This window comes from Xenorhabdus sp. PR6a (genome assembly GCF_028599065.1).
In the GTDB taxonomy this organism is placed as follows: domain Bacteria; phylum Pseudomonadota; class Gammaproteobacteria; order Enterobacterales; family Enterobacteriaceae; genus Xenorhabdus; species Xenorhabdus doucetiae.
This window is the reverse complement of sequence record NZ_JAQRFJ010000038.1, coordinates 1-26,345: the sequence shown is the minus strand read 5'-3', so window position 1 is coordinate 26,345 and position 26,345 is coordinate 1. Positions and strand designations below refer to the sequence as shown.

General features: G+C 44.9%; 19 protein-coding genes and 1 pseudogene. 5 read left to right on the top strand and 15 right to left on the bottom strand.

Annotated elements, in window-relative coordinates; all coding sequences use genetic code 11:
* Positions 1-117 precede the first annotated feature (117 nt).
* From alaS to gpt, 11 genes are all read right to left on the bottom strand, one after another.
* Positions 118-2,745, bottom strand: coding sequence for an alanine--tRNA ligase (alaS, locus tag PSI15_RS11415; protein ID WP_273583650.1), 2,628 nt, complete (start codon positions 2,743-2,745; stop codon positions 118-120).
* A gap of 337 nt (positions 2,746-3,082) precedes the next feature.
* Positions 3,083-4,159: a recombinase RecA gene (gene recA, locus PSI15_RS11410; protein ID WP_273583649.1), complete on the bottom strand. Its 1,077-nt coding sequence runs from the start codon at positions 4,157-4,159 to the stop codon at positions 3,083-3,085.
* Positions 4,160-4,262: 103 nt separating this feature from the next.
* Positions 4,263-4,766: a nicotinamide-nucleotide amidase gene (gene pncC / locus PSI15_RS11405; protein WP_045969430.1), complete on the bottom strand. Its 504-nt coding sequence runs from the start codon at positions 4,764-4,766 to the stop codon at positions 4,263-4,265.
* A 25-nt stretch (positions 4,767-4,791) separates the two neighbouring features.
* Positions 4,792-5,988, bottom strand: coding sequence for a lysophospholipid transporter LplT (lplT, locus tag PSI15_RS11400; protein WP_273583648.1), 1,197 nt, complete (start codon positions 5,986-5,988; stop codon positions 4,792-4,794).
* A 4-nt stretch (positions 5,989-5,992) separates the two neighbouring features.
* On the bottom strand, positions 5,993-8,137 hold the full coding sequence (aas, locus tag PSI15_RS11395) for a bifunctional acyl-ACP--phospholipid O-acyltransferase/long-chain-fatty-acid--ACP ligase (protein ID WP_273583647.1): 2,145 nt from the start codon (positions 8,135-8,137) through the stop codon (positions 5,993-5,995).
* A 129-nt stretch (positions 8,138-8,266) separates the two neighbouring features.
* Positions 8,267-8,797, bottom strand: a complete 531-nt coding sequence (gene aroL, locus PSI15_RS11390) for a shikimate kinase AroL (protein WP_273583646.1) — start codon at positions 8,795-8,797, stop codon at positions 8,267-8,269.
* A gap of 299 nt (positions 8,798-9,096) precedes the next feature.
* On the bottom strand, positions 9,097-10,350 hold the full coding sequence (gene proA / locus PSI15_RS11385; protein WP_273583645.1) for a glutamate-5-semialdehyde dehydrogenase: 1,254 nt from the start codon (positions 10,348-10,350) through the stop codon (positions 9,097-9,099).
* Between the two features lie 29 nt (positions 10,351-10,379).
* Positions 10,380-11,483 (bottom strand): glutamate 5-kinase, encoded by a 1,104-nt coding sequence (gene proB, locus PSI15_RS11380; RefSeq protein ID WP_443256088.1) that lies wholly within the window; start codon positions 11,481-11,483, stop codon positions 10,380-10,382.
* 217 nt (positions 11,484-11,700) lie between these two features.
* Positions 11,701-12,102, bottom strand: a complete 402-nt coding sequence (gene crl / locus PSI15_RS11375; RefSeq protein ID WP_273583643.1) for a sigma factor-binding protein Crl — start codon at positions 12,100-12,102, stop codon at positions 11,701-11,703.
* 71 nt (positions 12,103-12,173) lie between these two features.
* Entirely contained in the window at positions 12,174-13,421 is a 1,248-nt protein-coding gene (gene frsA, locus PSI15_RS11370; RefSeq protein ID WP_273583642.1) for an esterase FrsA, read from the bottom strand.
* A gap of 15 nt (positions 13,422-13,436) precedes the next feature.
* A complete protein-coding gene (gene gpt, locus PSI15_RS11365) occupies positions 13,437-13,913 on the bottom strand; it encodes a xanthine phosphoribosyltransferase (protein ID WP_273583641.1) in 477 nt (158 codons plus the stop codon).
* A gap of 260 nt (positions 13,914-14,173) precedes the next feature.
* Here gpt and pepD point away from each other — a divergent pair, with 260 nt between their 5' ends.
* On the top strand, positions 14,174-15,634 hold the full coding sequence (gene pepD / locus PSI15_RS11360; RefSeq protein WP_273583640.1) for a beta-Ala-His dipeptidase: 1,461 nt from the start codon (positions 14,174-14,176) through the stop codon (positions 15,632-15,634).
* A 78-nt stretch (positions 15,635-15,712) separates the two neighbouring features.
* Here pepD and dinB read toward each other — a convergent pair whose 3' ends face one another.
* A complete protein-coding gene (gene dinB, locus PSI15_RS11355) occupies positions 15,713-16,768 on the bottom strand; it encodes a DNA polymerase IV (RefSeq protein WP_273583639.1) in 1,056 nt (351 codons plus the stop codon).
* A gap of 303 nt (positions 16,769-17,071) precedes the next feature.
* On the opposite strand from dinB, the gene PSI15_RS11350 reads away from it, so the two are divergent.
* Entirely contained in the window at positions 17,072-18,319 is a 1,248-nt protein-coding gene (locus tag PSI15_RS11350) for an MFS transporter (RefSeq protein WP_273583638.1), read from the top strand.
* A gap of 100 nt (positions 18,320-18,419) precedes the next feature.
* On the opposite strand, the gene PSI15_RS11345 is transcribed toward PSI15_RS11350, so the two are convergent.
* Positions 18,420-20,456, bottom strand: coding sequence for a choline transporter (locus tag PSI15_RS11345; protein ID WP_273583637.1), 2,037 nt, complete (start codon positions 20,454-20,456; stop codon positions 18,420-18,422).
* Between the two features lie 209 nt (positions 20,457-20,665).
* Here PSI15_RS11345 and betI point away from each other — a divergent pair, with 209 nt between their 5' ends.
* From betI to betA, 3 genes are read left to right on the top strand one after another with little or no spacing between them, the layout of a single operon-like run.
* Positions 20,666-21,256 (top strand): transcriptional regulator BetI, encoded by a 591-nt coding sequence (gene betI, locus PSI15_RS11340; protein ID WP_273583636.1) that lies wholly within the window; start codon positions 20,666-20,668, stop codon positions 21,254-21,256.
* A 48-nt stretch (positions 21,257-21,304) separates the two neighbouring features.
* Entirely contained in the window at positions 21,305-22,783 is a 1,479-nt protein-coding gene (betB, locus tag PSI15_RS11335) for a betaine-aldehyde dehydrogenase (protein ID WP_273583635.1), read from the top strand.
* 28 nt (positions 22,784-22,811) lie between these two features.
* The gene (betA, locus tag PSI15_RS11330; RefSeq protein WP_273583634.1) at positions 22,812-24,491 is read left to right on the top strand and encodes a choline dehydrogenase; all 1,680 of its coding nucleotides are present in this window, start codon (positions 22,812-22,814) and stop codon (positions 24,489-24,491) included.
* 185 nt (positions 24,492-24,676) lie between these two features.
* On the opposite strand, the gene PSI15_RS11325 is transcribed toward betA, so the two are convergent.
* Together PSI15_RS11325 and PSI15_RS11320 are read right to left on the bottom strand one after the other, a co-directional pair.
* On the bottom strand, positions 24,677-25,684 hold the full coding sequence (locus tag PSI15_RS11325) for a hypothetical protein (protein WP_273583633.1): 1,008 nt from the start codon (positions 25,682-25,684) through the stop codon (positions 24,677-24,679).
* Positions 25,677-26,345 (bottom strand): annotated as a pseudogene (locus tag PSI15_RS11320) (hypothetical protein); the annotation flags it as partial. The pseudogene PSI15_RS11320 and the gene PSI15_RS11325, both read right to left, overlap by 8 nt.

Here is a 26,345-nt window from a genome sequence, read left to right as displayed (position 1 = left end):
TATAGGATAGCTAAAATATAAACATGTGCCCAACATTTCAACAATTTCACAACAAAAAAACATCCGGCACCATAAAAAAACGCTTTCATGGTGCCAATGCTGTCACGGCAATACCAACTATAACCGCAATGTTACCCACTCTTCTACACTAGCTAATGCGGAAGGAAGAGCGGCTACATCAGTCCCACCAGCCTGAGCCAGATCAGGACGTCCTCCTCCTTTACCTCCAACTTGTTGGGCAACAAAAGAGATTAAATCGCCTGCTTTTATTTTAGCAGTCAAATCCTTCGTTATACCAACAATTAGGCTGACTTTATCACCAGTCACGGTAGAAAGCACAATAATTGCTGATCCCAATTGATTTTTTAGATCATCAACCATCGTTCTGAGCATTTTCGGTTCTATATCACCTAATTGTGTCACCAGTAGACGAACACCTTGGATTTCCCTGGCTTGATTCGCCAAAGAGGAGCTTTCCTGAGCCGCTTGCTGAGATTTCAACTGTTGCAACTCTTTTTCCAATTGTTTCGTTCTGTCCAGTGTCGTTTTCACTTTCTCATTCAGGTTACTGATATCACCTTTCACCAGATGAGCAATGTCTTGCAGTAAATCAGCCTGCTGGTAGACAGAGTTTAGCGCAGTTTGCCCCGTAATAGCTTCAATACGGCGAATTCCTGCTGCTGTACCTGATTCACTGGATATACGGAACAACCCGATATCACCGGTGCGACTTGCATGAGTACCACCGCATAGTTCAGTAGAAAAACCGCCCATGCTAAGTACACGTACTTTTTCGTCATATTTCTCGCCAAACAGTGCCATAGCACCTTTGGCTTTTGCTTCTTCCAGCCCCATTAATTCTGTAACAATAGGTGAATTTTTGCGAATTTCTTCATTCACCAAGTTTTCGACTTGACGGTTCTGTTCTGGCTTCATGGCCTCAAAGTGAGAGAAATCAAAGCGCAGATATTTATCATTGACCAAAGAACCTTTTTGGGCAACGTGTTCTCCCAAAATTTGACGTAATGCCGCATGTAACAAATGGGTCGCCGAGTGATTCAAACGGATCGCCTCTCTGCGTACCACATCAATTTCAGCATTAACTGTATGATTTACGCTCAAACTGCCCTTTGTCAATTTACCAATGTGACCAATTGCCTGAGCATATTTTTGTGTATCGAGGACCTCAAATACGCCATCGCCATTCGACAATTTACCCGTATCACCAACCTGTCCACCCGATTCAGCGTAGAAAGAGGTTTTATCAAGTATCACGATCGCTTCTTCACCCGCATGAATTTGCTCAACAGCCTGACCATTGCGGAAAATTGCGATAACAGCAGCTTGCTGTGAATGATGTTCATAACCACAAAAATCACTGCGTCCATCAACTTTGATCAATTCATTGTAATCTGTACCAAAGCCGCTGGATTCACGGGCTCGACGACGCTGGTTTTCCATCGCTGCCTCAAAACCAGCTTCATCGACTTTGATGTTACGTTCGCGGCAAACATCCGCAGTCAGGTCAACCGGGAAACCATAGGTATCATACAAACGGAAAACAGTTTCACCGTCGAGGGTATCACCAGATAAGTTAGCCAGCTCTTCATCCAAAAGTTGTAAACCACGTTCCAAGGTGCGAGCGAACTGTTCTTCTTCCGTTTTCAATACCTGTTCAACCAAAGCCTGCTGCTGTTTCAGTTCCTCACCCGCAGCTCCCATGAATTTGATAAGTGGGGCAACCAGTTTGTAGAAGAAGGCGTCTTTTGCCCCCAACATATTACCATGACGAACAGCACGACGAATGATACGACGAAGTACATACCCACGGTTTTCATTGGACGGAATAACTCCATCGCAAATCAAGAATGCACATGCGCGGATATGGTCTGCAACAACACGCAGAGATTTATTGGTGAGATCGGTTGCCCCAGTCACTTCGGCAACCGAAGCAATTAAACTTTGGAATAGGTCAATTTCATAGTTGGAGTTAACGTGTTGCAAGACTGCGGTGACACGTTCCAGCCCCATACCGGTATCAACGGAAGGTTTTGGCAACGATTCCATCGTGCCATCAGCATGGCGGTTAAACTGCATGAAAACGATGTTCCAAATTTCGATATATCTGTCACCGTCTTCTTCTGGGCTGCCTGGAGGGCCTCCCCAAATATGTTCACCGTGGTCGTAAAAAATTTCCGTACAAGGGCCGCATGGACCAGTATCCCCCATTTGCCAGAAATTATCTGACGCATAGGGAGCACCTTTGTTATCACCGATACGAATGATTCTTTCTGCCGGAACACCGACTTCTTTATGCCAGATGTCATAAGCCTCGTCGTCTGTCTCATAGACAGTCACCCACAGTTTTTCTTTTGGCAGACTAAACCACGCTTCGCTGGTCAGCAACTCCCATGCGTATTTAATGGCATCCTGTTTAAAATAATCGCCAAAACTGAAGTTACCCAACATCTCGAAGAAAGTGTGGTGGCGGGCTGTATAACCCACATTTTCTAAATCATTATGCTTACCGCCAGCACGAACACAGCGCTGAGCCGTTGTTGCTCTAGAATAAGGTCTATTATCCAATCCCAGAAAGACATCTTTGAACTGGTTCATCCCTGCGTTGGTGAACAACAATGTTGGATCATTAGTTGGCACCAACGAACTACTTGGTACTATCTGGTGCCCTTTAGTATGAAAAAAGTCAAGAAACGCTTGACGGATCTCAGCGGTGCTTTTGCTCATAATTGTCCCGAAATCAAGCTGAAAAAACAGATTTATGAATGGTTGAGGTGGTATATCGCATCACCATATCAACTCACGAATAAATTAAAGTAGGGTTAAGATAGAGTGTCTTCCATAAGAAGTAAAATCCCATATAAATCCATTCGCTTTTCAGCATTGTAATTCGTCTGGGGATTTTCTGAAAGTCTGTTGGTGACAGCAGTTTCAATACGCCTGTTTCAAAGATATTTATTTCTTCCATGAAAACAAAAACCACACCCGAAATAGGTGTGGTTTTTAAAAGCCAGATCAGCTCTGTATTACGGATGAATATGGACGTTAATGCGTGAAATAAAAATCAAAATTCCTCGTTATTCACTTCTTCGCTATTGTCTTCATAATCTGTTACATAATCCACAGCCGCACTATTGAACTCCCCGGTATTATTTAACAGTAAATCACGTAGTTTCTTATCCAACTCGGACGCCATTTCTGGGTGTTCTTTCAGATAGTTAGTGGCATTGGCTTTACCTTGCCCAATTTTGTCGCCGTTATAGCTATACCACGCACCGGCTTTTTCCACCATTTTGTGTTTAACACCCAGATCGACTAACTCACCAAAAGTGTTAATACCTTCACCGTAAAGAATTTGGAATTCAGCTTGTTTAAATGGTGCAGCAACCTTGTTCTTGACCACTTTCACCCGTGTTTCACTACCAACCACTTCTTCACCATTTTTCACCGAACCAGTACGGCGAATATCCAAACGGACAGAAGCGTAGAATTTTAGCGCATTACCACCCGTGGTGGTTTCAGGGTTACCAAACATCACACCAATTTTCATACGGATTTGGTTGATGAAGATCAACAGGGTATTCGAGTTTTTCAGATTCCCCGCCAACTTACGCATCGCTTGGCTCATCATACGCGCAGCCAGACCCATATGAGAGTCGCCGATTTCACCTTCAATTTCGGCTTTTGGTGTTAATGCAGCAACAGAGTCAACAATGATCACATCGACAGCACCAGAACGTGATAAGGCATCGCAAATTTCCAATGCCTGTTCACCCGTATCAGGCTGAGAACACAACAGATTATCAATATCTACACCCAGTTTTTTCGCATAAACCGGATCAAGAGCATGTTCGGCATCAATAAAAGCACAGGTTCTGCCTTCGCGCTGGGCAGCAGCAATAACTTGCAATGTCAGCGTTGTCTTACCGGAAGATTCTGGCCCATATATCTCAACAATACGGCCCATTGGTAAACCGCCTGCACCCAGTGCAATATCCAGTGACAAAGAACCGGTAGAGATCGTTTCAACATCCATTGAGCGGTTTTCACCCAAACGCATGATGGAACCTTTACCAAATTGTTTCTCAATTTGGCCTAGCGCCGCTGCCAGAGCCTTTTGTTTGTTTTCATCGTTAGCCATATTTACTCCTTCGCAAGCAATGAAGGGGCTGCCCCACTGCTGATAAACTGTTTCTGATACCAAAGTGCCGCATGATTATACTGTATAATCATACAGCATCAAGCTAATTTTTTATGATTTCTTCCAACAAAGTTTTTAAAGAAAAAATGACAGCTTGCAGACGCACCGAATTACGATCCCCCGAAAAATGCTGACGGTATGTCACAATCTGGATGTTTTCATCGAGGTAAAAAGCAAATCCAACCCAAACCGTGCCAGTCGGTTTTTCCTCGCTTCCCCCTTCTGGTCCGGCAATGCCGCTGACAGCAACAGAAACATCTGCCTTAGCGGCAATTAAGGCTCCTGCCGCCATTTCTTTTACGACCTGCTCACTTACCGCACCAAATTGCGTTAACGACGCGGGAGAAACCCCCAGCATTTCATGTTTAGCGTCATTACTGTAAGTCACGAAACCGCGATTAAAATAGGCCGAACTCCCCGCAATATCGGTAATCACTTTAGCTATCCAACCGCCTGTGCAAGATTCTGCACAGGTCACGGATAATTTTTTCTGTTTTAATCGCTTTCCAAGTTCAATACTAAGCTGATTCAGGATTTTTTCATCCATAACCGACCTTCAATTCTATAAGAAATTAATTTTTCCGAAGCAGATCCCAAATCCATAGACCGCCAATGGCCAAAGAAAGCAAAATACCAAAACCAATGCCAACAGAAACGACCGAAGCACCCAACAGGATGGATACCGAATACAACCCCAGCATGACTAACATGGCGCTGTTTTCGCCCAGGTTTTGCACAGCAACTGCTTTACCTGCCCCCATTGCCTGCTTGCCATGTTCTTGCAGCAGTGCATTTAATGGCACGACGAAAAGTCCACCAAATACGCCGAGAACAATCAAAATCAAATAGGAAAATACGATGGATTGCTGAGTAACAAAAAAAATGACCATGATCCCAATTAAGATCCCGGCAGGCATACAGCGACGAACCGTTTTCAATGTAATAAACCGCGCAGCCATGCCAGCTCCAACAATGATACCAATAGCCACGACAGCATTCATCAATGTCGGGGTCGTATAGCCATCAATTCCCAGAACAACAGGAACCCATGCAACCAGCAGGAAGCGCAGCGTAATACCGGCTCCCCAAAATAAACCAGTTCCCACTAATGAAAAGCGCGTTACTTGATTACGCCAAAGTGAAGCACAAACTGTCATGAAATCCAGCAACATTTTTTTGGGATTCCAGCCTTTGCCTTCACGAGCCGCAGCCAGACGGGGGATATAGAAATTAGCCACGACGGCGACACCATACAACAAGGCACAAAGCCCCAACGCCAGCACCAGGCTAATATCAGAAAGGAAACCACCGACGATTGAGCCAATCAGGATAGCGGCGATGGTCGAAGCCTCCATCATGCCATTGGCTTTGACCAAGCGCCTGCCATCGGTCAATTCCCCCAAAATCCCATACTTAGCAGGAGAATAGGCCGCCGCCCCAATTCCGACTAAGGTATATCCCAGAAAAGGGTTCATATCGATACAGATGCTGATGGCTCCAAGTAATTTGATGATATTAGAAAAGAGCATGACACGCCCTTTTGAAAACCGATCAGCAACTTGCCCCACAAAGGGGGCAAGTACGATATAAGTCAGGACAAACACAATTTGCAGGGCTGGCAAACTCCATTCAGGATAAGATTCCACCTTCAATTGGGCTAAGATCGCAAAAAACAGGGCATTGTCAGCAAACGCAGAGAGAAATTGCGACAATAATACAGCTTTCATTCCACGACTTAACAGTGGTTGTGTCTCCATAGTGGCATCCATTTCTTTACTCCTGTTCAGCCATTGTTCTGAGTGTGACAAAATCCGGTTTACCACTGCCAAGCAATGGCAGTTGCTTCACATAACGAATATCTCGTGGAACCGACAGCTCAGGCATTCCTATTTCGCGGGCGACGCCCAGCATGGCATTTCTATTGAGTTTCGCATCGGTTGTGAACAATACCAGTGCCTCACCTTTACTGCGATCACTCCTGGCGGTAGCCGCATGCAGCGCATCAGTAGAAATACGCGAGGCTATTTGTTCTACCGCTTCGAGAGAAACCATTTCCCCTGCAAGTTTGGCAAAGCGTTTCACCCGTCCTTTAATCGTGCAAAAGCCCTCTTCATCAATGGAAACGATATCACCAGTATCATACCAGCCGACTTGATTGTTTCCTTCTGCATCTTCTGCGGAGGGTGGCTCCAAACGCTCAGGTGCTTCAACTCGCAGATATCCTTTCATGACATTTGGCCCACGTAGTTGCAAGCGGCCTCCTTCAATCCCCTGTACAGGCAGTAAACGGGCTTCCATACCGGGTAAGATCCGCCCGACGGTTCCCGTTTTTGCCGCCATCGGGACATTGATTGCCACTACCGACGCACATTCCGTCACTCCATAACCTTCCAGGATACGGATACCAAATTTCTCCTGCCAAATGCGCTTGGTATTTTCTGACAGTTTTTCTGCTCCGGCCACCACATAACGCAGACGGACAAAATCATAAGGATGAGCAAAGCGGGCATAATTGTTCAAGAAAGTTGACGTTCCAAACAATACGGTACAATTACAATCATAGACCAGTTCAGGCACCACACGATAATGTAATGGGCTTGGATACAGGAATACGCGACTGCCCGTCATTAATGGCGTAAATAAACCCACGGTCAAACCAAAGGCATGAAACAGGGGTAAGGACGACATAAAACGGTCCAGCGGAGTAAAATCAGCCACGGTTTTTATCTGCTCAACGTTTGCCAACAGGCTGGCATGGCTGTGAACAACGCCTTTTGGTGCGCCTTCTGAACCTGATGTAAACAAGATCAAAGCATCATCATCCGGCTTTTGCGAAGCCAAAATGGCTTTGGCAGGGAAAATCAAATGCCACAATATCCAAAGTTTATCTTCCCGCGTGATGGTGTCTTTCAAATCTTCCAGATAGACCCAATTGGCCTCGGTTACCTGTTCTGGCAGATGAGTCAATTGCCCTTTTTCCAGAAATTGGCGGGATGTTACGATGGTTTTGATGGTTGCCGCCTGCATGGCATTCTTAATGCCACTGCTTCCTGCCGTATAGTTCAGAAGCGCCGGCACCCGCCCTTTTAATGAAGCGCCATAGATGACAGCCGCCATCACCGTCGCATTTGGCAACAACAGACCAATACGTTCACCTTCTTGTGTAAAGCGCCCTAAGATTCGGCTAGTACCCAATATTTTTTTCAGTAATGAGTGATAGCTGTCTTCTTTAAAATTCACATCCTCAATGCAGGGTTTGAAGCGGCCAAAACGTTTTTGTGCGGTAAGATAAGCGCTGAACAACGTCTCTTCTGGACGCGTCTGCATTCTCACATCCATCATAATGGTATGCAGGTGCTCTCCGGCTAAACGGCGGCGAGTTGTTGAATCAGAAGCATCCGGCATCGGCAAATCAACGGCAGGCAAAATCTTGAGGGTGATTTTCGGGAACCAATGCCGCTTCATAATTCCTTTTAACCGACCAAAAACCGTTTGTTCCGCCCCCGCAATCCGGATGGGTACGACTTTTGCACCTGATTTCGCGGCAATAAAAGCGGCTCCATCATAAATCTTCATCAAAGAGCCAGTCACGGTGATCCTGCCTTCGGGGAAAATCACTATTGGACGCCCTTTATCCACCTCTTTGACCAAGGTCCTGACGGCCATTGGATTGGTCGGGTCCAGAGGGACAACATCGGCATAAGGCTTGATAAATTTGAGAAAGCCACGGGTCGCGATATTAGAATAGACAGCGAATACTGGCTTTATCGGCAAGAATAGCCCAATTAACAGGCCATCCAGAAACGAAACATGATTGGGCGTAATAATACATTTGGGGTATTGTAACTGTTTACTATCACCTTCAACTGTTACCCTAAAGAGTATACGAACAAGTAATCGGATAAAATTTAAGAGCATATCCATATCTCAAATATAATTAAATAAAATTAAAGTGAGTAAATAGAGTGATACTATAAATTGTATAGGCCATCTGTTATATAAGATTTCCTTGCCGAATAGAAAATAAATTCAAACGCCCTTAATATATCAAATTAGTTTGTTTTTCTGGCCTAAGATATAAGATTTAACGCGAGATACGATATCTTCTGTTGCAAGATTGGCATTGACGATAAAATTGGCACACTCTCGGTATAAAGGTTCTCTTTCAACCAGTATTCCTTCCATTTCTTCGATGATGGACTTCCCTGTCAGGCTGGGACGCTGTGAATTCTCTGGATTGAGGGACAACCGTTGGCTTAAAACTTCCGCGGAAGCTTGTAAATAAATCACAACGCCATTTTGTCGCATATATTGGCGATTCTCAAGCGACAATATCATTCCCCCACCGGTTGAAATAACATGTTCACTCTGGCTAACCGCTTGCAACGTCTGGCTTTCCAATTTTCTGAAATGCCCCCAGCCATGTTGTTCAACCAGATCAGCTATCGTCATTTTACTTATAGCCTGAATACTTTCATCGGTGTCAACAAATTTATACGACAATGCCTCAGACAACAACTTACCTATTGTCGTCTTCCCTGCACCTCGTGCACCTATGATGAATAGAGTTTGTTTCATTTCATTATTTTCCTGAAGAGTCGTGTTCCCGAAGAGTCATTTTGCCGAAGAGTCTATAAAATTAAGCCTAAACATAAAGTATATACCCTATAAACTTCAAGTTGCAGCTCGCAAAGCGAAAGCAACTGATTATCTCCCCGCGCTGCGGGGAGATAATCAATGCATCTTGAACATGACGAGCATAGTAACCAAATGTTTACACTGGTGTAAAAAGGTATTTTTGATGGCGCAAAAAGTCACACTTAAAATTAAGTGTGACCTAACATAGTTCAACAAGATTCTAATTAAAGTAAGATGGGTTAACGGCGAGGTAAATAATCACCATAACCAACCCACTTATAAGTTGTCAGTGCATCGAGCCCCATCGGGCCACGGGAGTGTAATTTCTGGGTACTGACAGCCACTTCTGCGCCCAAACCAAATTGCCCCCCATCAGTAAAACGCGTGCTGGCATTCACATAGACCGCGGCTGAATCCACATGGCGCACAAAGTAATCAGCCTGCGCCAAAGATTCCGTCAGGATGGCATCAGAGTGGGCGGTGCCATAAGTACGAATGTGTTCAATAGCGTGGTCAATATCACTGACAATGGCCACATTCATATCCAAAGACAGCCATTCATCACAGTAATCGGCTTCTGCCACTTCAACGACGGTTGCCGGCCCCTCTTTCAGCAATACCATCGCTGATTTGCTGGCGTGCAATGTCACTCCCTGCTCTTTCATTTTACTGCTCAAAACGGGCAGAAAATCGGCGGCTATTTTTTCATGGACTAATAACGTTTCCAGTGAATTACAGGCACTTGGACGCTGAACTTTCGCATTGGTAATGATTTCCAGCGCTTTTTCAATATTGATGGTTTCATCCACAAATGTGTGACAAACCCCAATCCCGCCCGTAATTACAGGGATCGTTGATTGTTCCCGGCACAATTTATGCAACCCTGCCCCGCCACGCGGGATCAGCATATCGACATAACGATCCATTTTCAGCAATTCAGCAACTAATTCACGATCGGGTTTATTGATCGCCTGAACCGCAGCAGCCGGCAAACCACTTTGCTCCAGTGCCTGCTGTATGACTTTAACCATCGCTTGATTAGTATGGTGAGTCTCTTTGCCGCCACGCAGTATCACGGCATTACCGGTTTTCAGGCATAACGATGCCACATCAATGGTCACATTCGGCCGGGCTTCATAAATCACGCCAATCACGCCCAAAGGAACCCGTCGACGGCTCAATTGCAACCCATTATCCAATAATTGCCCATCAATGACTTGCCCTACCGGATCAGCCAAACGGCAGACTTGACGCACGTCATCAGCGATAGCACTCAGCCGTTCAGGCGTCAGTAATAACCGATCGAGCAGCGCCTCACTCATTCCCTGTTCGCGGGCTTCCTGCATATCTTGCTGGTTGGCAGCCAGGATCACGGCCATTTCGCTCTCCAACAAATCAGCAATGTGATTTAACGCTTGGTTTTTCTGCTTGGTACTTAATTGCGCCAACTGCCACGATGCGGCTTTGGCCGCTTTTCCCATCTGCTCTAGCATGGTGAAATCCTTAACTCACGATCAATTCATTAAATGACGATCAAATCGTCACGGTGAACCGCCACAGCGCCATATTCATAACCCAGTATCTGGCTAATTTGCTGTGAATGGTGGCCGGCAATCAGGCGTAAAGCATCACTGTTGTAACGGCATACGCCATGAGCCAAATCTTTGCCTGATAAACTACGAATGCAGATGACTTCACCGCGGGAAAAATCACCTTTAACGTTTTTGATCCCCTTGGGCAGCAACGAACTGCCTTTCCCAATAATCGCCGCTTCTGCACCATGATCGACAATAATTTCCCCGGCCGGCGGTGCGCCAAAGATCCAACGCTTGCGATTTTCCATTGGGCTAGCCAGACCATGAAAGAGCGTCCCAACCGATTCCCCGTCAATAACATCAGCAATCACGCCCGCCCGGTTACCTGCGGCAATAATCACATCAATACCCGCACGCCCCGCCACGCCCGCCGCCTGAAGTTTTGTTGCCATTCCGCCCGTACCTAAACCCGAAACACTGTCCCCGGCCATCATTTTCAGTTCATCACTGATGTCATGGACTTCAGCGATCAATGTTGCATCCGGGTTACTACGGGGATCGGCGGTATAAAGCCCTTCGATGTCGGTCAGAAGCAATAACTTATCTGCACTGCCCAGAATAGCCGCCAGCGCAGACAGATTATCATTGTCACCCACTTTAATTTCTGCTGTCGCCACGGCATCGTTTTCATTAATGATGGGGACAATGTGATTATCCAGCAAAGCCTGAAGGGTATCCCTCGCATTCAGGAAGCGTTCACGATCTTCCAAATCCGCACGGGTCAGAAGCATTTGCCCGACATGGATACCATAAATCGAAAAAAGTTGTTCCCACAGTTGGATCAAGCGACTTTGCCCAACCGCGGCCAACAACTGCTTTGAAGCAATGGTTGCCGGCAGATCAGGATAGCCTAAATGTTCACGTCCGGCGGCAATTGCCCCGGAAGTCACAATAATAATGCGGTGGCCTTTTTCATGCTGTTGGGCACACTGACGAACCAGTTCCACAATGTGGGCACGATTCAAACGACGAGAGCCACCAGTCAATACACTCGTCCCCAGTTTCACAACCAATGTTTGGCTGCCATTCATCATATTTCTGCCATTACTGTTATATAAAATTTCATCATAGTGAGAGCTTGCAATCTTGTCCCGCGCGCCGCCGGGACAAGATTGACTCCTGTCAGTTTGAAACGCTATTTAATTTGAAAAAAATAATTTGAAAAAACAGTGTTCAGTTTTAACAGGAGAGAAGCGTTATGCCAACTGACATAACGCAATATTTAAAAAAAGCGGGTTAAAAACAAAATTATGCCATCACTTGTGTTTGAAGGGTAACGGTGTTCTCGGAGGGGACTAATCTCAGTTTAAGCGTGTCAAGGGAGTCAGCCAGACGTTTGTGGAATGCCTGCAAAGTGGATTCAAGGTGCTCAAGATCGGCCTTTCTTTTAATATTCATGGCCTGCCATTCCCCCTTTTTATCAAATAAGCCTATCTGATAATGATAAACAAACCCCTGCCCTTGCTCTTGTAACTCTAACCACCATCCCCAAAATTCACGTTTCTCTGGCGCCACTTTGGCACTGACGCAAACAGCTAAACAGTCAAAGAAAAAATAACCATTTTGGCATTTTAATTCACGTACATACGGCCCTAATGCAGAAAAACTCTTCAACAACCTATTTTTAGAATAACTTGCAGGTAAAGTCATACAAAGGTCTCCTTATATACAGAACACCTTTGTATCAAACGATTAAAAAATATCAAGTATTAAATTTTGTTTTATAAAACTTTATCTTTCAACCATACACTTATTTCGTGTAATGCCTTATTGAAACCACTATAAACGGAGGTCGCAGGGATCGCCCGCAATGAACCGTCCATTGAGGACATGGCGATTAACTTCGAGTCTTGCCGTGGACTGAAAATATCATCTTGCCAATACACCGAAAGCATGGGTACAGTACAACGGCGCCCCAACAACCCTTGTTTTTTCAACGAATAACAGTTCAGCTCTGCACGCAATCGCTCTTCATCAACGTGATAAATACCCAAGCGGCTGGCCAATACGTCGATATACATTGACGGAATTTTCTGCTGTAATTTTTCATTATGCAGTAGTTCATGGACAATCGGACCGACTACCGCGACGCCTTTAACCAGTTTCGGTTCCAGATAAGCAAGACGGACCGCGATATTCGCGCCAAAACGAAAGCCAAATACCCCGACACGGGTATGGTCAATCCACGGCACGCTATTTAACTGTTGCAAAACTTGTTGATGAAGGGCGCAGGTATCCTGCGTCAAGGGAAATTTGGCGGAATAACCGACAGAAGGCATATCCACCGTTAACATGGCAAAGCCAAGAGGCGAGAAGTGTTCACGGAATAATCGCCAGCAATCACTCTGCACATTATCAAGGCTGGCACAAACTAATATCGTTGGGCAAGGCCCCTGTACGTGGGCAGGCAGGTGCAATAATCCCGTAACGCTTTTGCCGCCTTCCAACTGGAATTCCAATTTTTTCAATTCATAGTCAGAAAAACGCGCGGCGTTTTCATAGGCTTTATTCGCCAGCACAATAGCCTGATCGGCCAGTTCATCACCGCGTAAATGCGGATAAGCGGCAATACTGTATAACGTTGCGGCCTTTAACCAACATGATCCGGCTTTTTCTGCATCTTCAGTATCCAACGCTTCCTGTTGCCAGTACATGGCCTGTTGAGACCATTCAAATGCCCAGTTTCCTTTACGATAGCCGATCACAGTATCCAACAAATGTTCAGTACTGCGCTCGGCATCTGTCACGGCAATCCGGCTGAGGACATCTTGGATCTCCAGCGGATTGACACCCCTCCAGATCCAAGCGAGCCAATTGATCATTCGATACCAACGCTCGCGGCGCTCTCCACCAAGCAGACTATCACTGGCAGTAATAGACTGTGGGTGAGTATATTTCACCAGTGTAGAGGTTTCCCGATGCTTAAGCCGAGGTTTAAACAACGATTCTGAAAGGTTTTGTTTAGTCATGACAAAAGAAAAATTTTACTGCTTATCACAAATAGGTTTATCACAAATAGGTGGAACGAACATCACGCCCATATCCCACGGTTGCTCAATCCAAGTGTTTTGAGCAATATCAACAACGTAATCATCCACAAGCGGGCGACCAGCGGGTTTGGCAAAAATCGTGACAAAGTGGGCTTTCGGATACATTTCACGGATGGTCTGAGCAGTCCCTCCGGTATCAACCAGATCATCGACAACAATGAAACCTTCACCGTCACCTTCCGCTTTTTTCAATATTTTCAACTCGCGCTGATTATCGTGATCATAGCTGGAGATGCAGACAGTATCGACATGACGGATACCCAATTCACGCGCCAGTAACGCCCCCGGAACCAGGCCACCACGGCTAACGGCAATAATGCCTTTCCACTGTTCTACAGGAAGTAAACGTTGCGCCAATTGACGGGCATGTATTTGCAACATATCCCACGTTACAACATATTTTTCACTCATAAAATTAAATCCTGGAAACTAAAGAATATTTCAGAAAAGCGTTTTTTTGCGGAAAAAAGTTGCGCGAGATTATAGTGATTTGAACAGACAAAAACCAGCAAAAACAAGGTAAGGCCTCATTCTAACTGCCCATTGCCGACAATAAAATGATATTCTCCAGCGTGGCATGGACATTAAGGCAACACAAATGACAGGAACGCCCTAATGTGTCAAACATTACCCTTTTCTTCTCACCAAGATACTGTTACAGGAGATCCGCCGTGTCCGAATTATCAACCTTATCCCCCCAACCACTGTGGGATATTTTTGCCCAAATCTGCGCTATTCCTCACCCTTCCTATCACGAAGAAGCCCTCGCATCCCATATCATTGAGTGGGCAAAAAGCAAAGAGTTCCATGTAGAACGAGATGACGTGGGCAATATTTTGATCAGAAAGCCCGCTTCAAAAGGCATGGAAAATCGCAAGGCTGTTGCACTTCAAGCGCACCTTGATATGGTTCCACAGAAAAATAACGATACCCAACACGATTTCACCCAATATCCTATCCGCCCTTATATTGATGATGATTGGGTCACAGCTGATGGGACAACGTTGGGCGCGGATAACGGTATCGGCATGGCTTCCGCTCTGGCGGTATTGGCGGACGAATCGGTCAAACATGGCCCCTTGGAAGTTTTACTGACCATGACCGAAGAGGCAGGTATGGATGGTGCTTTCGGCCTGAAATCTGGCTGGCTGCAAGCGGATATTCTGATCAATACCGATTCAGAAGAAGAAGGCGAAATTTACATGGGTTGTGCGGGTGGCATTGATTTTGTCACCACCTTACCCCTGTCCCGTGAAGCCCTGCCAGCTAACTACAAGACCTTGCAACTGACGATTAAAGGATTAAAAGGGGGTCACTCTGGCGGCGATATCCATCTGGGATTGGGCAACGCCAACAAATTACTGGCGCGTTTCCTGGCGATGTATGCCGATGAGTTGGCACTGAAATTAATCCATCTGCAAGGTGGAACCCTGCGCAATGCCATCCCTCGTGAAGGTTCTGCCGTGATTGCGGTGCCTGCCGGCCAAGTTGAAAAGCTGTATCAGTTGAAAGATCACTATCTGGAAACATTGCAAAACGAATACGCGGTTGTTGAACACCATCTCACCCTCCTGCTGGATGAAACCGAAGCCTCATCGCAACCATTAACAGCGGATTGCCAGACTCGCTTTGTATCCTTGCTCAATAGTATGCCTAATGGCGTTATTCGGATGAGTGATGTCGCCAAAGGAGTGGTAGAAACTTCACTGAACGTGGGTGTTGTGACGATGGATGAAGAGAAAGCTGAGGTTATTTGCCTGATCCGTTCACTGATCGAAAGTGGAAAGGATTATGTTGTTGAAATGTTGCATTCTCTGGCAAAACTGTCTGGTGCAGAAACCGTCGCAAGCGGCAGCTATCCCGGCTGGCAGCCTGATGCCGATTCGCCCATCATGTATTTAGTTCGTGAAACTTATCACCAACTCTTCGATAAGACACCGAATATCATGGTGATCCATGCCGGATTGGAGTGTGGCCTGTTCAAAAAACCCTATCCTGATATGGACATGGTCTCTATCGGCCCAACGATTCGGAGGGCTCACTCCCCTGATGAGAAAGTTCATATTAAAAGCGTCGGTCAATATTGGCAGCTACTCACTGCCATTCTGAAAGCGATTCCGGCCAAGGAATAAAAAATAATCGAAAATAGGTTGTCTCTCCCCTGCCATCAGCTTGTGGGGGAGATTCTGCGCCTCACCATTCCAATAACCTTACCATTCCAATAAAAGCTGACGTTCCAATTGTGGATTTTGTAATGTCACATGCAGCCCAACCAACCTGACTCCCCGGCCTACCCTGCGTGTTTCCCAAGCCTGTTTTGCAACCTGAATCAGATCGTGTTTATCCAGCATAGGATGGACGTGCTCCTGTGTCGTCAATTGAAAATCATCAAACTTCAACTTGATACCCTGACGGGCAATTCGAAAATCAGGTTTTACCTTTTCCAGCCGTCTTTCCAGCTCAGGATAAAGTTTTTCAATCAGTTCAACACACTCGTCCCACTCATAAATATCCTGCGCCAAGGTTTTTTCCACTCCGACAGATTTACGCAAGCGTTCAGGCGTAATTTGTCTCTCATCAATTCCGTGGCAGCGCTCCCAAAGCACCAGACCAAACTTACCCAAGCTTTTTATTAACGCCAACTTATCGTATCGCTGAACATCAGAGCAGGTTTCTAATCCCATACCTGACAGGCGCTTAGCCGTGACTTTTCCGACACCGGGAATTTTGCGTAATGGCAGCGAATTAACAAAAGTTTCGACCTGTTCGGGGGAGATAACATATTGCCCATTAGGTTTATTGATATCAGAGGCTATCTTGGCTAAAAACCTGACCGGTGCCACACCCGCAGAGGCGGTTAACTGCAATTCATCAAAAATGACCTGACGGATTTCCTGGGCAATCAAAGTGGCGGAGCCGTGGCAATAACGGCAATTCGTCACATCCAGATAGGCTTCATCCCAAGAAAGCGGTTCGATCAATTCAGTGTAGCGGGAAAAAATTTGACGGATATGTTGAGAGACTTCTTTATAAAGCGCCATCCTGCCGGGGATGACTTTCAATTGAGGACAAAGTTTTAATGCCATTGCCGTGGACATCGCACTGTGCACCCCAAAACGGCGGGCGGGATAATTTGCCGTACTAATGACCCCCCTTCGATCAGCACTTCCGCCTACTGCAATAGGCATGTTGCGGAGTAATGGATTATCCCGCATTTCAATGGCAGCAAAAAAGCAATCCATATCAATATGAATAATTTTGCGCATTTGATCTCCCCATGCCAGATTACTGTATAAATATACACAGAGAGATGATAAAACTCTAGCTAAATAAATAACTACATCTTAAATATTATTAAGATGAAAAAGTCACCACGATAAATTAAAAACAAATATCGATATATCCCCTATAAATTGCAAGTTGCAGCTCGCAAGACGAAATTCGCTTATTATCGCCACTAACTTATCCTGCTAATGAGCTCTATGATAAAAGTGACATAAATACATTTTAGCTGTACCATTTCTGAAATTTATAAATAAACAGGGTTATCAATAAAGATAAGGGTAATAATGAAAAATAATATTTCATTTTTTCTATATCAAATCTCTGATATCTTATTCACCTCCTCGACAAGAGCATTTGGTATGCTGTTTTCCTGGTGGATGATTGAAGTGCTCAATCTGGATTTTCAACTTGGATGGTTTATTTTTTCATCCTGGTTTTTCCAAGTCTTATTTCTCGTCTTCATGAGTAATCTTGGTGACAGGTTCAATAAAAAAAATGTCGTATTGCTCTGTATCATCCCAACGACATTGCTTTTTATTCTTGCTAACTTTATAGATAAAAATTTATATATCCCATTAAGCATTATATTTATTTTTGCTTCTATTTCAGCCATCCTTATCCAACCCATTGGCACAAGCATTCTGCCAGAAATTAGTGATAAGAATAAATTAGAGTCTGCCTTTAAATATCGAGGCATTGTTAACTCGGTTAACATTATACTTGGCCCCGCCATATCGGGTATTGTCATCCACTATTTAAATATCAATGGCGCTCTGATGTTTATTGCTTTAATGTCACTTTCATCAATTATTGGTTTTTACTTTATCAAGAGCCAACAACAAGAAAAACCGTTACAACAACATAAAAGTCATATAGGCAATATTAAAATCATTACCAAAAACCCGACAGAAGCAAGTTTAGTGATTGTTGCTGCCTTTTTTAATTTCACTGTTGTGCCATTAGTCTCCTATATCACCCCACTGATTATCATCAATGAATTTAAACTCAGTGCCTTACAAGTGGGAATTGCCGAAGCTACATTTGGTCTGGGTATGATGATTGGCAGTACCCTTATTATTAGATATATGAATAAAGTTTTCTGCAAAGCGCACAGTGCTTTCATTTCAGCACTCACAATAGCTGTCTGTATAACCGGCATATCTACGGCAACCTCATTAATCGGGTTATGCAGTTATATGTTAATCTGCGGGATCGGTTTAGTGATTTATAATATCAATACCACCTCAATTCGCTGCCTTGCCACACCAGAATCTCACCGTAATACGATGGAATCTAAATTCCTGGCCATTTGTATTATTTCAATCCCATTGGGAATGATCTCTGCCACCTATATGGTAGAAAGCTATGATATCAGAATTTTATTAATCATTTTTTCTGCCTTAATGGGATTAATCTCATTCCTGGTGTTATTTTCACCCAAATATGTCGAAATATCAAAAATGCCAGAATCTCAATTAAATGGTTACTACGGGAAAATCTATCCTGAGGCTTATCAAGTAAAAAATGGGTAATAACCGTATAGACTCACCGTACTTTAAGATACATTGATTATCTCCCCGCGCTGTGGGGAGATAATCAGCGGTTTTCGTCTTGCGAGTGGCAACGTTACCCTCAATTCGGAAAAATCAGGGTTTGTCCCGGTGCTTCGCGATTAAGGTGGATAAAATTAAGATGTTTTTCATAATGATCAAGAATATCGCTGATGATTTGCTCTTTGGTATAATCCATTAAATCATTACCTTGTGTTCCTTCTATCAAGAAAGTTTCCAGCCGATAATAGTAAGATTTACCCGCTCTTGCCCGATAAGTAAACCCAGGGACAGAATAGCGTTGTGGCCAAATCTGATAGACAAAATTCTGTTCATCGCCCAAATCAACAATCAGCTCAAGTGGGTTCAGCCGGCGATCCTCTTCCGGCGGCAGGGCATTAAACTGAACTTTCGCCCCGCGCACCACCAGCTCCTTGGCAACGTCCAACATGGCCGGACGGCATACGCTATCCAGCATGCGTTGGGTATTTTTCGTGCCCGGAAAATGCATCATACGGCTTAGGCGTTGTTTCCAGTTCAAGGAACCATTGTCATGAACAAGCGTAGGAGACGTATTGTGCAATGCACTGGCCTTACGGAAATCTTCTACCCGCAAGGATTTGTACAGCCCTGCCATCACAAAGAACATCACAAAACTAAAAGGTAACCCCATAATAACCGTGGTATTTTGCAAAGCAGAAATGCCATTCGTCATCAGAATGCCCAATGTTAATACCCCGATCGCCACAGACCAGAAAACGCGCAACCAATTTGGCGCGTCATTATTGATATCACTCAGGTTTGAGGTGAAATTACCCAACACCAATGAGCCAGAGTCCGCCGATGTGACATAAAACAGCAATCCGGTAATGGTGGCAACCGAAGCACTGAACGTAAATGCCGGATAAAATGACAGCAGACGATAAAAACCTTGTTCTGGATGTTGTAGCACGGTTTCAGCCAATTGGCGATTACCGTGAAGAATTTCATACAGCGCGCTGTTACCAAAAATCGACAGCCACAACAGCGTAAAAACGAAGGGAATAACTAATGTTCCCGTCACAAACTGGCGAATGGTTCTGCCACGGGAAATGCGTGCCAAAAACAATCCCACAAATGGCGACCAGGCGACCCACCATGCCCAGAAAAACAGGGTCCAGTTATTCATCCATTCAGTGGGACGTTCAAAGGCAAAACTGTTCAGCGTCATGCCCATGAAACGGCTGATATAATCCCCGACGTTCTGCACCAATCCGTTAAGCAAAAATTCCGTATCACCCATAAATAAAAGAAACAAAACCAGACCAAGGGCCAGCAGCACATTCAATTCGGACAAAAACCGAATGCCTTTGTTGACGCCGGAAGTCACCGAAATGATGGCTATCACCACCGACAATAATATCAATCCTCCCTGAACCCCCAATCCTTGCGGTAATCCGAACAGGACTTTCAGACCATAATTCAATTGCACGACGCCAATTCCCAGCGTCGTGGCAATGCCAAATATTGTCCCTATGACTGCCGCGATATCCACCGTATGGCCGATAAAGCCTTTAATGCGGTGACCAAAAATAGGATAAAGTGCCGAGCGGATCGTCAGCGGCAAGTTATAACGGTAGCTAAAATATCCCAGTGCAATGCCCATCAAGGCGTACATCGCCCAGCCCGTCAGGCCATAGTGGAACAGCGTCCACACCATCGCCTGACGAGCTGCTTCAATGGTTTCCCCCTGGCCCGTTGGCGGCCGCATATATTGCGTGACAGGTTCAGCCACCGAGAAAAACATCAAGTCAATGCCTATTCCGGCGGCAAACAACATCGCCGCCCAACTCAGTAAACTGAATTCCGGCTTGGATTGCTCTGGACCCAATTTGATTGAACCAAAACGGGAAGACGCAACAAAAACCACAAAGACAATGTAAAGCGTTGCCGCCAGTAAATAGTACCAGCCAAAAGTTTTAGATACCCAATTCAGTGTATTTTTTATCCAGGCACTGGTTGCCTCGGTGAAAAAAATAGTGAATAGCGAAAATGCAATAATCAGTCCGGCTGAGGTGAAAAAAACAACAGAATTCAGGCTATCTTTCTGATTATTTTTTGGACTGTCTTGTATGTTCATAGGCAGTTCCTGAAATGAAGATAATTAAAAAATGCAAAAAGCATAACTCATGTAACAATTTGAATATTAAATAAATTTTAAGACATGTTAAATAAATTTGATTCCTGTTTGTAAAATGATTGTAATAAAACATATTTAATTTTGATTGAATGTTCAATCAAAAAAAAGTTTAATACTGCCCGAATGATTGATCTTCTGAGCCTAAAATCATGCCAAAAATTGGAATACAGTCGATAAGAAAACAGCAACTCATTGATGCAACATTAATCGTGGTTAATGAAGTTGGTATGCAGGAAGCCACGATTGCGCAAATCGCCCGCAAAGCGGGGGTTTCCAACGGCATTATTAGCCACTATTTCAAGGATAAAAACGGGCTATTGGAAGCTACCATGCGTTATCTATTGCAGCAGCTAAGAATGGCAGTCGCGCGCCGATTACGTCTGCTTGATAATGCAACGCCCACGCAAAGGTTGAAAGCCATTGTCGAAGGGAATTTTGATCCCAGTCAGACCAGCAGTGCCGCCATGAAAACCTGGCTGGCATTCTGGGCCAGCAGTATGCATCAACCTAATCTCTATCGGTTACAACAAGTCAATGAGCGCCGATTGTATTCCAATATTTGTGTTGAATTTAAACGTGTCATGCCAAAAGCAGAAGCACGCTTGGCTGCGCAAGGTCTTGCCGCATTGATTGACGGCATTTGGCTGCGAAGTGCATTAAGCCGGCAGCCTTTTGACCTGGAAGGGACATTCAAAATTACCCTTGATTACATTGAACAGAAACTCGGGGCATCGGTATGACCTGAGTTTTGGCTTATAGCCTGATAAACAGGCTGTTGAGGAGGATCTATGACCCATTTTGGATTACAAAAACTGTATATCCACGGTGCCCATGTGGATAGCACCGATCCTGACAACTCCATTTTTGATGCCATTAACCCCGCGAATGGCGAGGTGATTGCTCAATTTCAATCCGCAACAGAGCAAGATGTTGATTTGGCGGTAGAAAGCGCCCGGCAGGGACAGAAAATCTGGGCAGCGATGACCGCGGTGGAACGTTCACGGATCTTACACAAGGCCGTGAATATCCTGCGTGAACGCAACGATGAACTGGCTGAACTGGAGACACTGGATACCGGCAAACCCCTGTCTGAAACCCGGCTGGTTGATATTGTCTCCGGTGCGGATGCACTGGAATATTATGCGGGTTTGATCCCCGCCCTTGAAGGGCAGCAAATTCCACTGCGCGAATCTTCTTTCTTCTATACACGCCGTGAACCATTGGGCGTCGTCGCCGGCATCGGCGCATGGAACTACCCTATCCAAATCGCCCTGTGGAAATCAGCCCCGGCGCTGGCGGCCGGCAATGCCATGATTTTCAAACCCAGCGAAGTGACGTCCCTCACCACGTTGAAGCTAGCTGAAATCTATACCAAAGCCGGTTTGCCTGATGGTGTGTTCAATGTCCTGACCGGAGCCGGTCACGAAACCGGCCACTATCTGGCGGTTCACCCTAAGATCGCCAAAATGTCTTTTACCGGTGGGATTGCGACAGGCAAAAAAGTCATGGCCGAGGCTTCGGGTTCATCCCTGAAAGAGGTCACGATGGAGTTGGGCGGCAAATCCCCGCTGATCATTTTTGATGATGCCAATCTGGATCGGGCGGCGGATATTGCCATGATGGCCAACTTTTTCAGTTCAGGGCAGGTTTGTACCAACGGAACCCGCGTTTTTGTCCCCAAGCCGCTGCTGCCACAATTTGAAGCAAAAATTCTTGAACGTGTTAAGCGTATCCGGATTGGTTCTCCCCTCGATCCCAACACGAACTTTGGGCCGCTGGTGAGCTTCCCACATATGGAATCGGTTTTACGCTATATCGAAAGCGGCAAAAACAGCCATGCCCGCCTGCTTTGTGGCGGTGAGCGCCTGCTGGAAGGCGAACTGGCGCAAGGGGCCTTTGTTGCACCGACGGTGTTTAGTGACTGTACCGATGAGATGTTAATCACACGGGAAGAAATTTTTGGACCGGTGATGTCTATCCTGACTTATGAAACGGAAGATGAAGTCATTGCCCGCGCCAATAACACCGATTATGGTCTGGCGGCCGGCTTAGTCACCCAAGATATTTCCCGCGCCCATCGCGTGATCCACCAGTTAGAAGCCGGGATCTGCTGGATCAATACCTGGGGAGATTCTCCGGTCGCTGTTCCTGTCGGTGGTTATAAACATTCTGGCGTTGGCCGCGAAAATGGGCTGGTCACACTCCAGCATTACACGCAAATCAAATCAATACAGGTGGAACTGGGCAATTTTGCATCCCTATTTTAATCCATGCCTGAAACAGAGGAGATAACTAATGGATTTTGATTACATTATTATCGGTGCTGGGTCAGCGGGTAACGTACTTGCAACGCGTTTAACGGAAGATCCCACTATCACGGTCCTGCTGCTGGAAGCGGGCGGACCCGATTACCGCTTTGACTTCCGTACTCAAATGCCGGCGGCGCTGGCATATCCCTTGCAAGGAACCCGTTATAACTGGGCGTATGAAACTGATCCCGAACCCCATATGAACCGCCGCCGCATGGAATGCGGGCGGGGTAAAGGGCTTGGTGGCTCTTCGCTCATCAATGGCATGTGCTATATCCGTGGCAATGCGCTGGATTTTGATCATTGGGCGGCCCAGCCGGGGCTGGAAGATTGGGCTTATCTTGATTGCTTGCCCTATTTTCGCAAAGCGGAGTCAAGGGATATTGGCGAAAATGACTATCACGGTGCCGATGGTCCGGTCAGTGTCACAACCCCCAAAGCGGGAAATAATGAACTGTTTCACGCGATGGTAAAAGCAGGCGTTCAGGCCGGTTATCCACGCACTGATGATTTGAACGGCTATCAGCAAGAAGGCTTTGGGCCAATGGATCGCACGGTGACCCTGAAAGGACGCCGTGCCAGTACCGCCCGTGGTTATCTGGATCAAGCCCGTTCACGTCCCAATCTTACGATTATGACGCATGCTTTGACTGATACCCTCAAATTTGACGGAAAGACCGCCATTGGCGTTAATTTTTATCAAGGCAACAGCTCAACCTTAACGCATGCAAAAGCGCGTAAAGAAGTTTTGCTCTGTGCGGGGGCGATCGCCTCGCCCCAGATTTTGCAACGTTCAGGCATTGGCCCCGCAAAAGTATTAGACGATTTGGCAATTCCTGCCGTGCAGGTATTGCCCGGTGTTGGGCAAAACTTACAAGATCACCTTGAAATGTACTTGCAGTATGAATGCCTCAAGCCCATTTCCCTCTATCCGGCGTTGAAATGGTATAACCAACCGCAAATTGGCGCTGAATGGTTATTTAAAGGGACAGGCATTGGTGCCAGCAATCAATTTGAAGCGGGTGGCTTTATTCGTACTCATGAAAAATTTGCCTGGCCAAATATCCAGTTTCACTTCCTGCCGGTTGCGATTAATTACAATGGCAGCAATGCCGTCAATCAACATGGTTTTCAGGCGCATGTGGGTTCGATGCGTTCGCCAAGCCGGGGGCGGGTGAAAATTACCTCACAGGATCCACGCCGGCATCCGAGTATTTTATTCAACTATATGTCAACCGAACAAGATTGGCAGGAGTTCCGTGCGGCGATTCGCATTACGCGGGAAATCATGGCACAACCGGCACTGGCTCCCTATTGTGGCCGTGAAATCAGCCCCGGTATTGAAATCCAGTCCGATGAACAGCTAGACGCTTTTATTCGTGAACATGCCGAAACCGCCTTTCACCCCTCATGCAGTTGCAAAATGGGGACAGATGAAATGGCCGTGGTGGATGGTCAAGGACGCGTGCATGGCATTGAAAACCTGCGGGTTATTGATGCTTCTATTATGCCAGCCATCATTACCGGCAACTTAAATGCCACCGTGATCATGATGGCGGAAAAAATGGCGGATAAAATCAGGGGAATTTCCCCCCTGCCACGCAGTCAGGCCAAATATTATGTCGCCAATGATACGCCTGCTCGCCGATTAGCAAAAAACAGTTGATCAATAAATTTATTCTCGTGAAAACGGGATAAACACGAATACGGGAAATTGAGATATTCAAGTCATATTATTTGAATGCTCATTTTTCCCGTCTTTATTAGATCCACCTAGTCTCTTTCAAATAAATTTCATCCTTTCTGATCGTTTTTCGATTTATTCTTCGTTGTTATATCCATAAGAAATTATTACGTAGCATAAAGTTGATATTCAGTCATTGCCATCGCAAGACTGTATTCAATATCTGCTTCTTGAATTTGGAGTAATGTCTTCTGTTTAGGAGAATAAGGTAACAAATATTCTTGACGTTGAGGAAAAACAAGACATTGTGGTATCGGACACGGGATTGTCATTTTTCCATTAATACTTATGACATTATCGACAATATATGACCAATATTTTTGCATCTTTACACCTCCGACAATTGCGGTGGGTGCTAACAGAAATAATAGTGATATATTGGTATAATTATCATAAACATAAGCATTTTCCCACTGATGAATATATTCCAGTTGATGATCGCTAAATGCCCTGCTTTGTGCATGTATTAATAAATTTAACAGCCAAGGATGCTCTTTAGGCTGTTGTTTGGCAAGTGTTTGCATCAGTAAAATAAGTGTATCCAAAGGAACATAAAGTGTTCTGTCAGCAAGGGAAAAACCAGATAATTGCTCCTGACAGGCTTGTAAGACAATATAAGAAAGTGCTAAGTTGTTAGTATATTGTGCTAATTGCACACCTTTTTCAAGAAAATGAGGATAAGGTTGTTTATTCAAGAACAAGGGAGGTTGGCTGGAAATAATGTAATGTTTTTTCCTTTTATTGCGGCTGAATAGAGATTGCTTTATTAATATCCCTTCTTCATTAAGATACCACCAAGCATAAGGTCGCCAACCAAGATCACTAAAATTGGTATGGGTAAGTACGAGTCTAAGATGAAAATAATCATCGTCTTCTTTTTGTTTTTCAGTAACAAATTTACTGACACCAGCGCGTGGAAAGAAAATATTAGGACTGGCATGAGGTAAGGTGACGAGGATTTTTTTTGCATGAAGAAAATTATTCAATGTTATCGTATTCCATCCCAATAAAGACCATACACAAGGTGCGAATATATCAGGTAGAGTTGGAAAAAAATCTCGTTTTTGAACATTAATCTGTGAAACCATTAATTGGCGATAAATCATATTATTCATATTTATTTTCCTCCTTATCAAATGCGCAACGACGAGATAGATACCATTGTAAGGAAAATAATAACAAAACACCGACCATCAGATAATAAGTCGTTTTCAGGGAAAAGAGTGATAATAATGCCCCAGCACCAAGTGAAAATATTATTTTTGATAATGAAGCAATAGATGTCCGCAACATAATAAACTTCCCAACATCCTGCTGTTTAGGCACTTGATTACATTTGACTTGAACACAAATAATGTGACAGGTTATGAACAGCACCACCACAAATAATAAAATAGCAATCAGATATTTATTACTTAACTCAATCATTAATACAATTGCTATTGCACTAATTAAGAGAGCATGGTTAAGGACAAATTTTTCACTAACTGTTCTACGGGAAAGAAGTAGTCCTGAGAGAAAGCCCGCTACCATGCAACTGATATTGAGTAAAGCATAAAAATTAGCTCCTGATTTGGCAAAAGTATCAGCCAGTGGAGGCAATGAAGTATTAATAAATTGAAATGCCCCACTGGAGGGGATGGAAAATAATAATATTTTCCTTAATTCTCTCTGGTGAAATACATTAAAGAGATAGTTCTTGTTCAGCAACTTTCTCTGTTTTTTATCTACATGGCCTATTGTCGATGTAATTGGTAAAGTAAAAGAAGCAAAGAA

Excerpts from the sequence above, each read along its gene's own strand:
- alaS (WP_273583650.1), bottom strand. The coding sequence starts at position 2,745 with ATGAGCAAAAGCACCGCTGAGATCCGTCAAGCGTTTCTTGACTTTTTT.
- recA (WP_273583649.1), bottom strand. The coding sequence starts at position 4,159 with ATGGCTAACGATGAAAACAAACAAAAGGCTCTGGCAGCGGCGCTAGGC.
- pncC (WP_045969430.1), bottom strand. The coding sequence starts at position 4,766 with ATGGATGAAAAAATCCTGAATCAGCTTAGTATTGAACTTGGAAAGCGA.
- lplT (WP_273583648.1), bottom strand. The coding sequence starts at position 5,988 with ATGGATGCCACTATGGAGACACAACCACTGTTAAGTCGTGGAATGAAA.
- aas (WP_273583647.1), bottom strand. The coding sequence starts at position 8,137 with ATGCTCTTAAATTTTATCCGATTACTTGTTCGTATACTCTTTAGGGTA.
- aroL (WP_273583646.1), bottom strand. The coding sequence starts at position 8,797 with ATGAAACAAACTCTATTCATCATAGGTGCACGAGGTGCAGGGAAGACG.
- proA (WP_273583645.1), bottom strand. The coding sequence starts at position 10,350 with ATGCTAGAGCAGATGGGAAAAGCGGCCAAAGCCGCATCGTGGCAGTTG.
- proB (WP_443256088.1), bottom strand. The coding sequence starts at position 11,483 with ATGAATGGCAGCCAAACATTGGTTGTGAAACTGGGGACGAGTGTATTG.
- crl (WP_273583643.1), bottom strand. The coding sequence starts at position 12,102 with ATGACTTTACCTGCAAGTTATTCTAAAAATAGGTTGTTGAAGAGTTTT.
- frsA (WP_273583642.1), bottom strand. The coding sequence starts at position 13,421 with ATGACTAAACAAAACCTTTCAGAATCGTTGTTTAAACCTCGGCTTAAG.
- gpt (WP_273583641.1), bottom strand. The coding sequence starts at position 13,913 with ATGAGTGAAAAATATGTTGTAACGTGGGATATGTTGCAAATACATGCC.
- dinB (WP_273583639.1), bottom strand. The coding sequence starts at position 16,768 with ATGCGCAAAATTATTCATATTGATATGGATTGCTTTTTTGCTGCCATT.
- PSI15_RS11350 (WP_273583638.1), top strand. The coding sequence starts at position 17,072 with ATGAAAAATAATATTTCATTTTTTCTATATCAAATCTCTGATATCTTA.
- PSI15_RS11345 (WP_273583637.1), bottom strand. The coding sequence starts at position 20,456 with ATGAACATACAAGACAGTCCAAAAAATAATCAGAAAGATAGCCTGAAT.
- betI (WP_273583636.1), top strand. The coding sequence starts at position 20,666 with ATGCCAAAAATTGGAATACAGTCGATAAGAAAACAGCAACTCATTGAT.
- betB (WP_273583635.1), top strand. The coding sequence starts at position 21,305 with ATGACCCATTTTGGATTACAAAAACTGTATATCCACGGTGCCCATGTG.
- betA (WP_273583634.1), top strand. The coding sequence starts at position 22,812 with ATGGATTTTGATTACATTATTATCGGTGCTGGGTCAGCGGGTAACGTA.
- PSI15_RS11325 (WP_273583633.1), bottom strand. The coding sequence starts at position 25,684 with ATGAATAATATGATTTATCGCCAATTAATGGTTTCACAGATTAATGTT.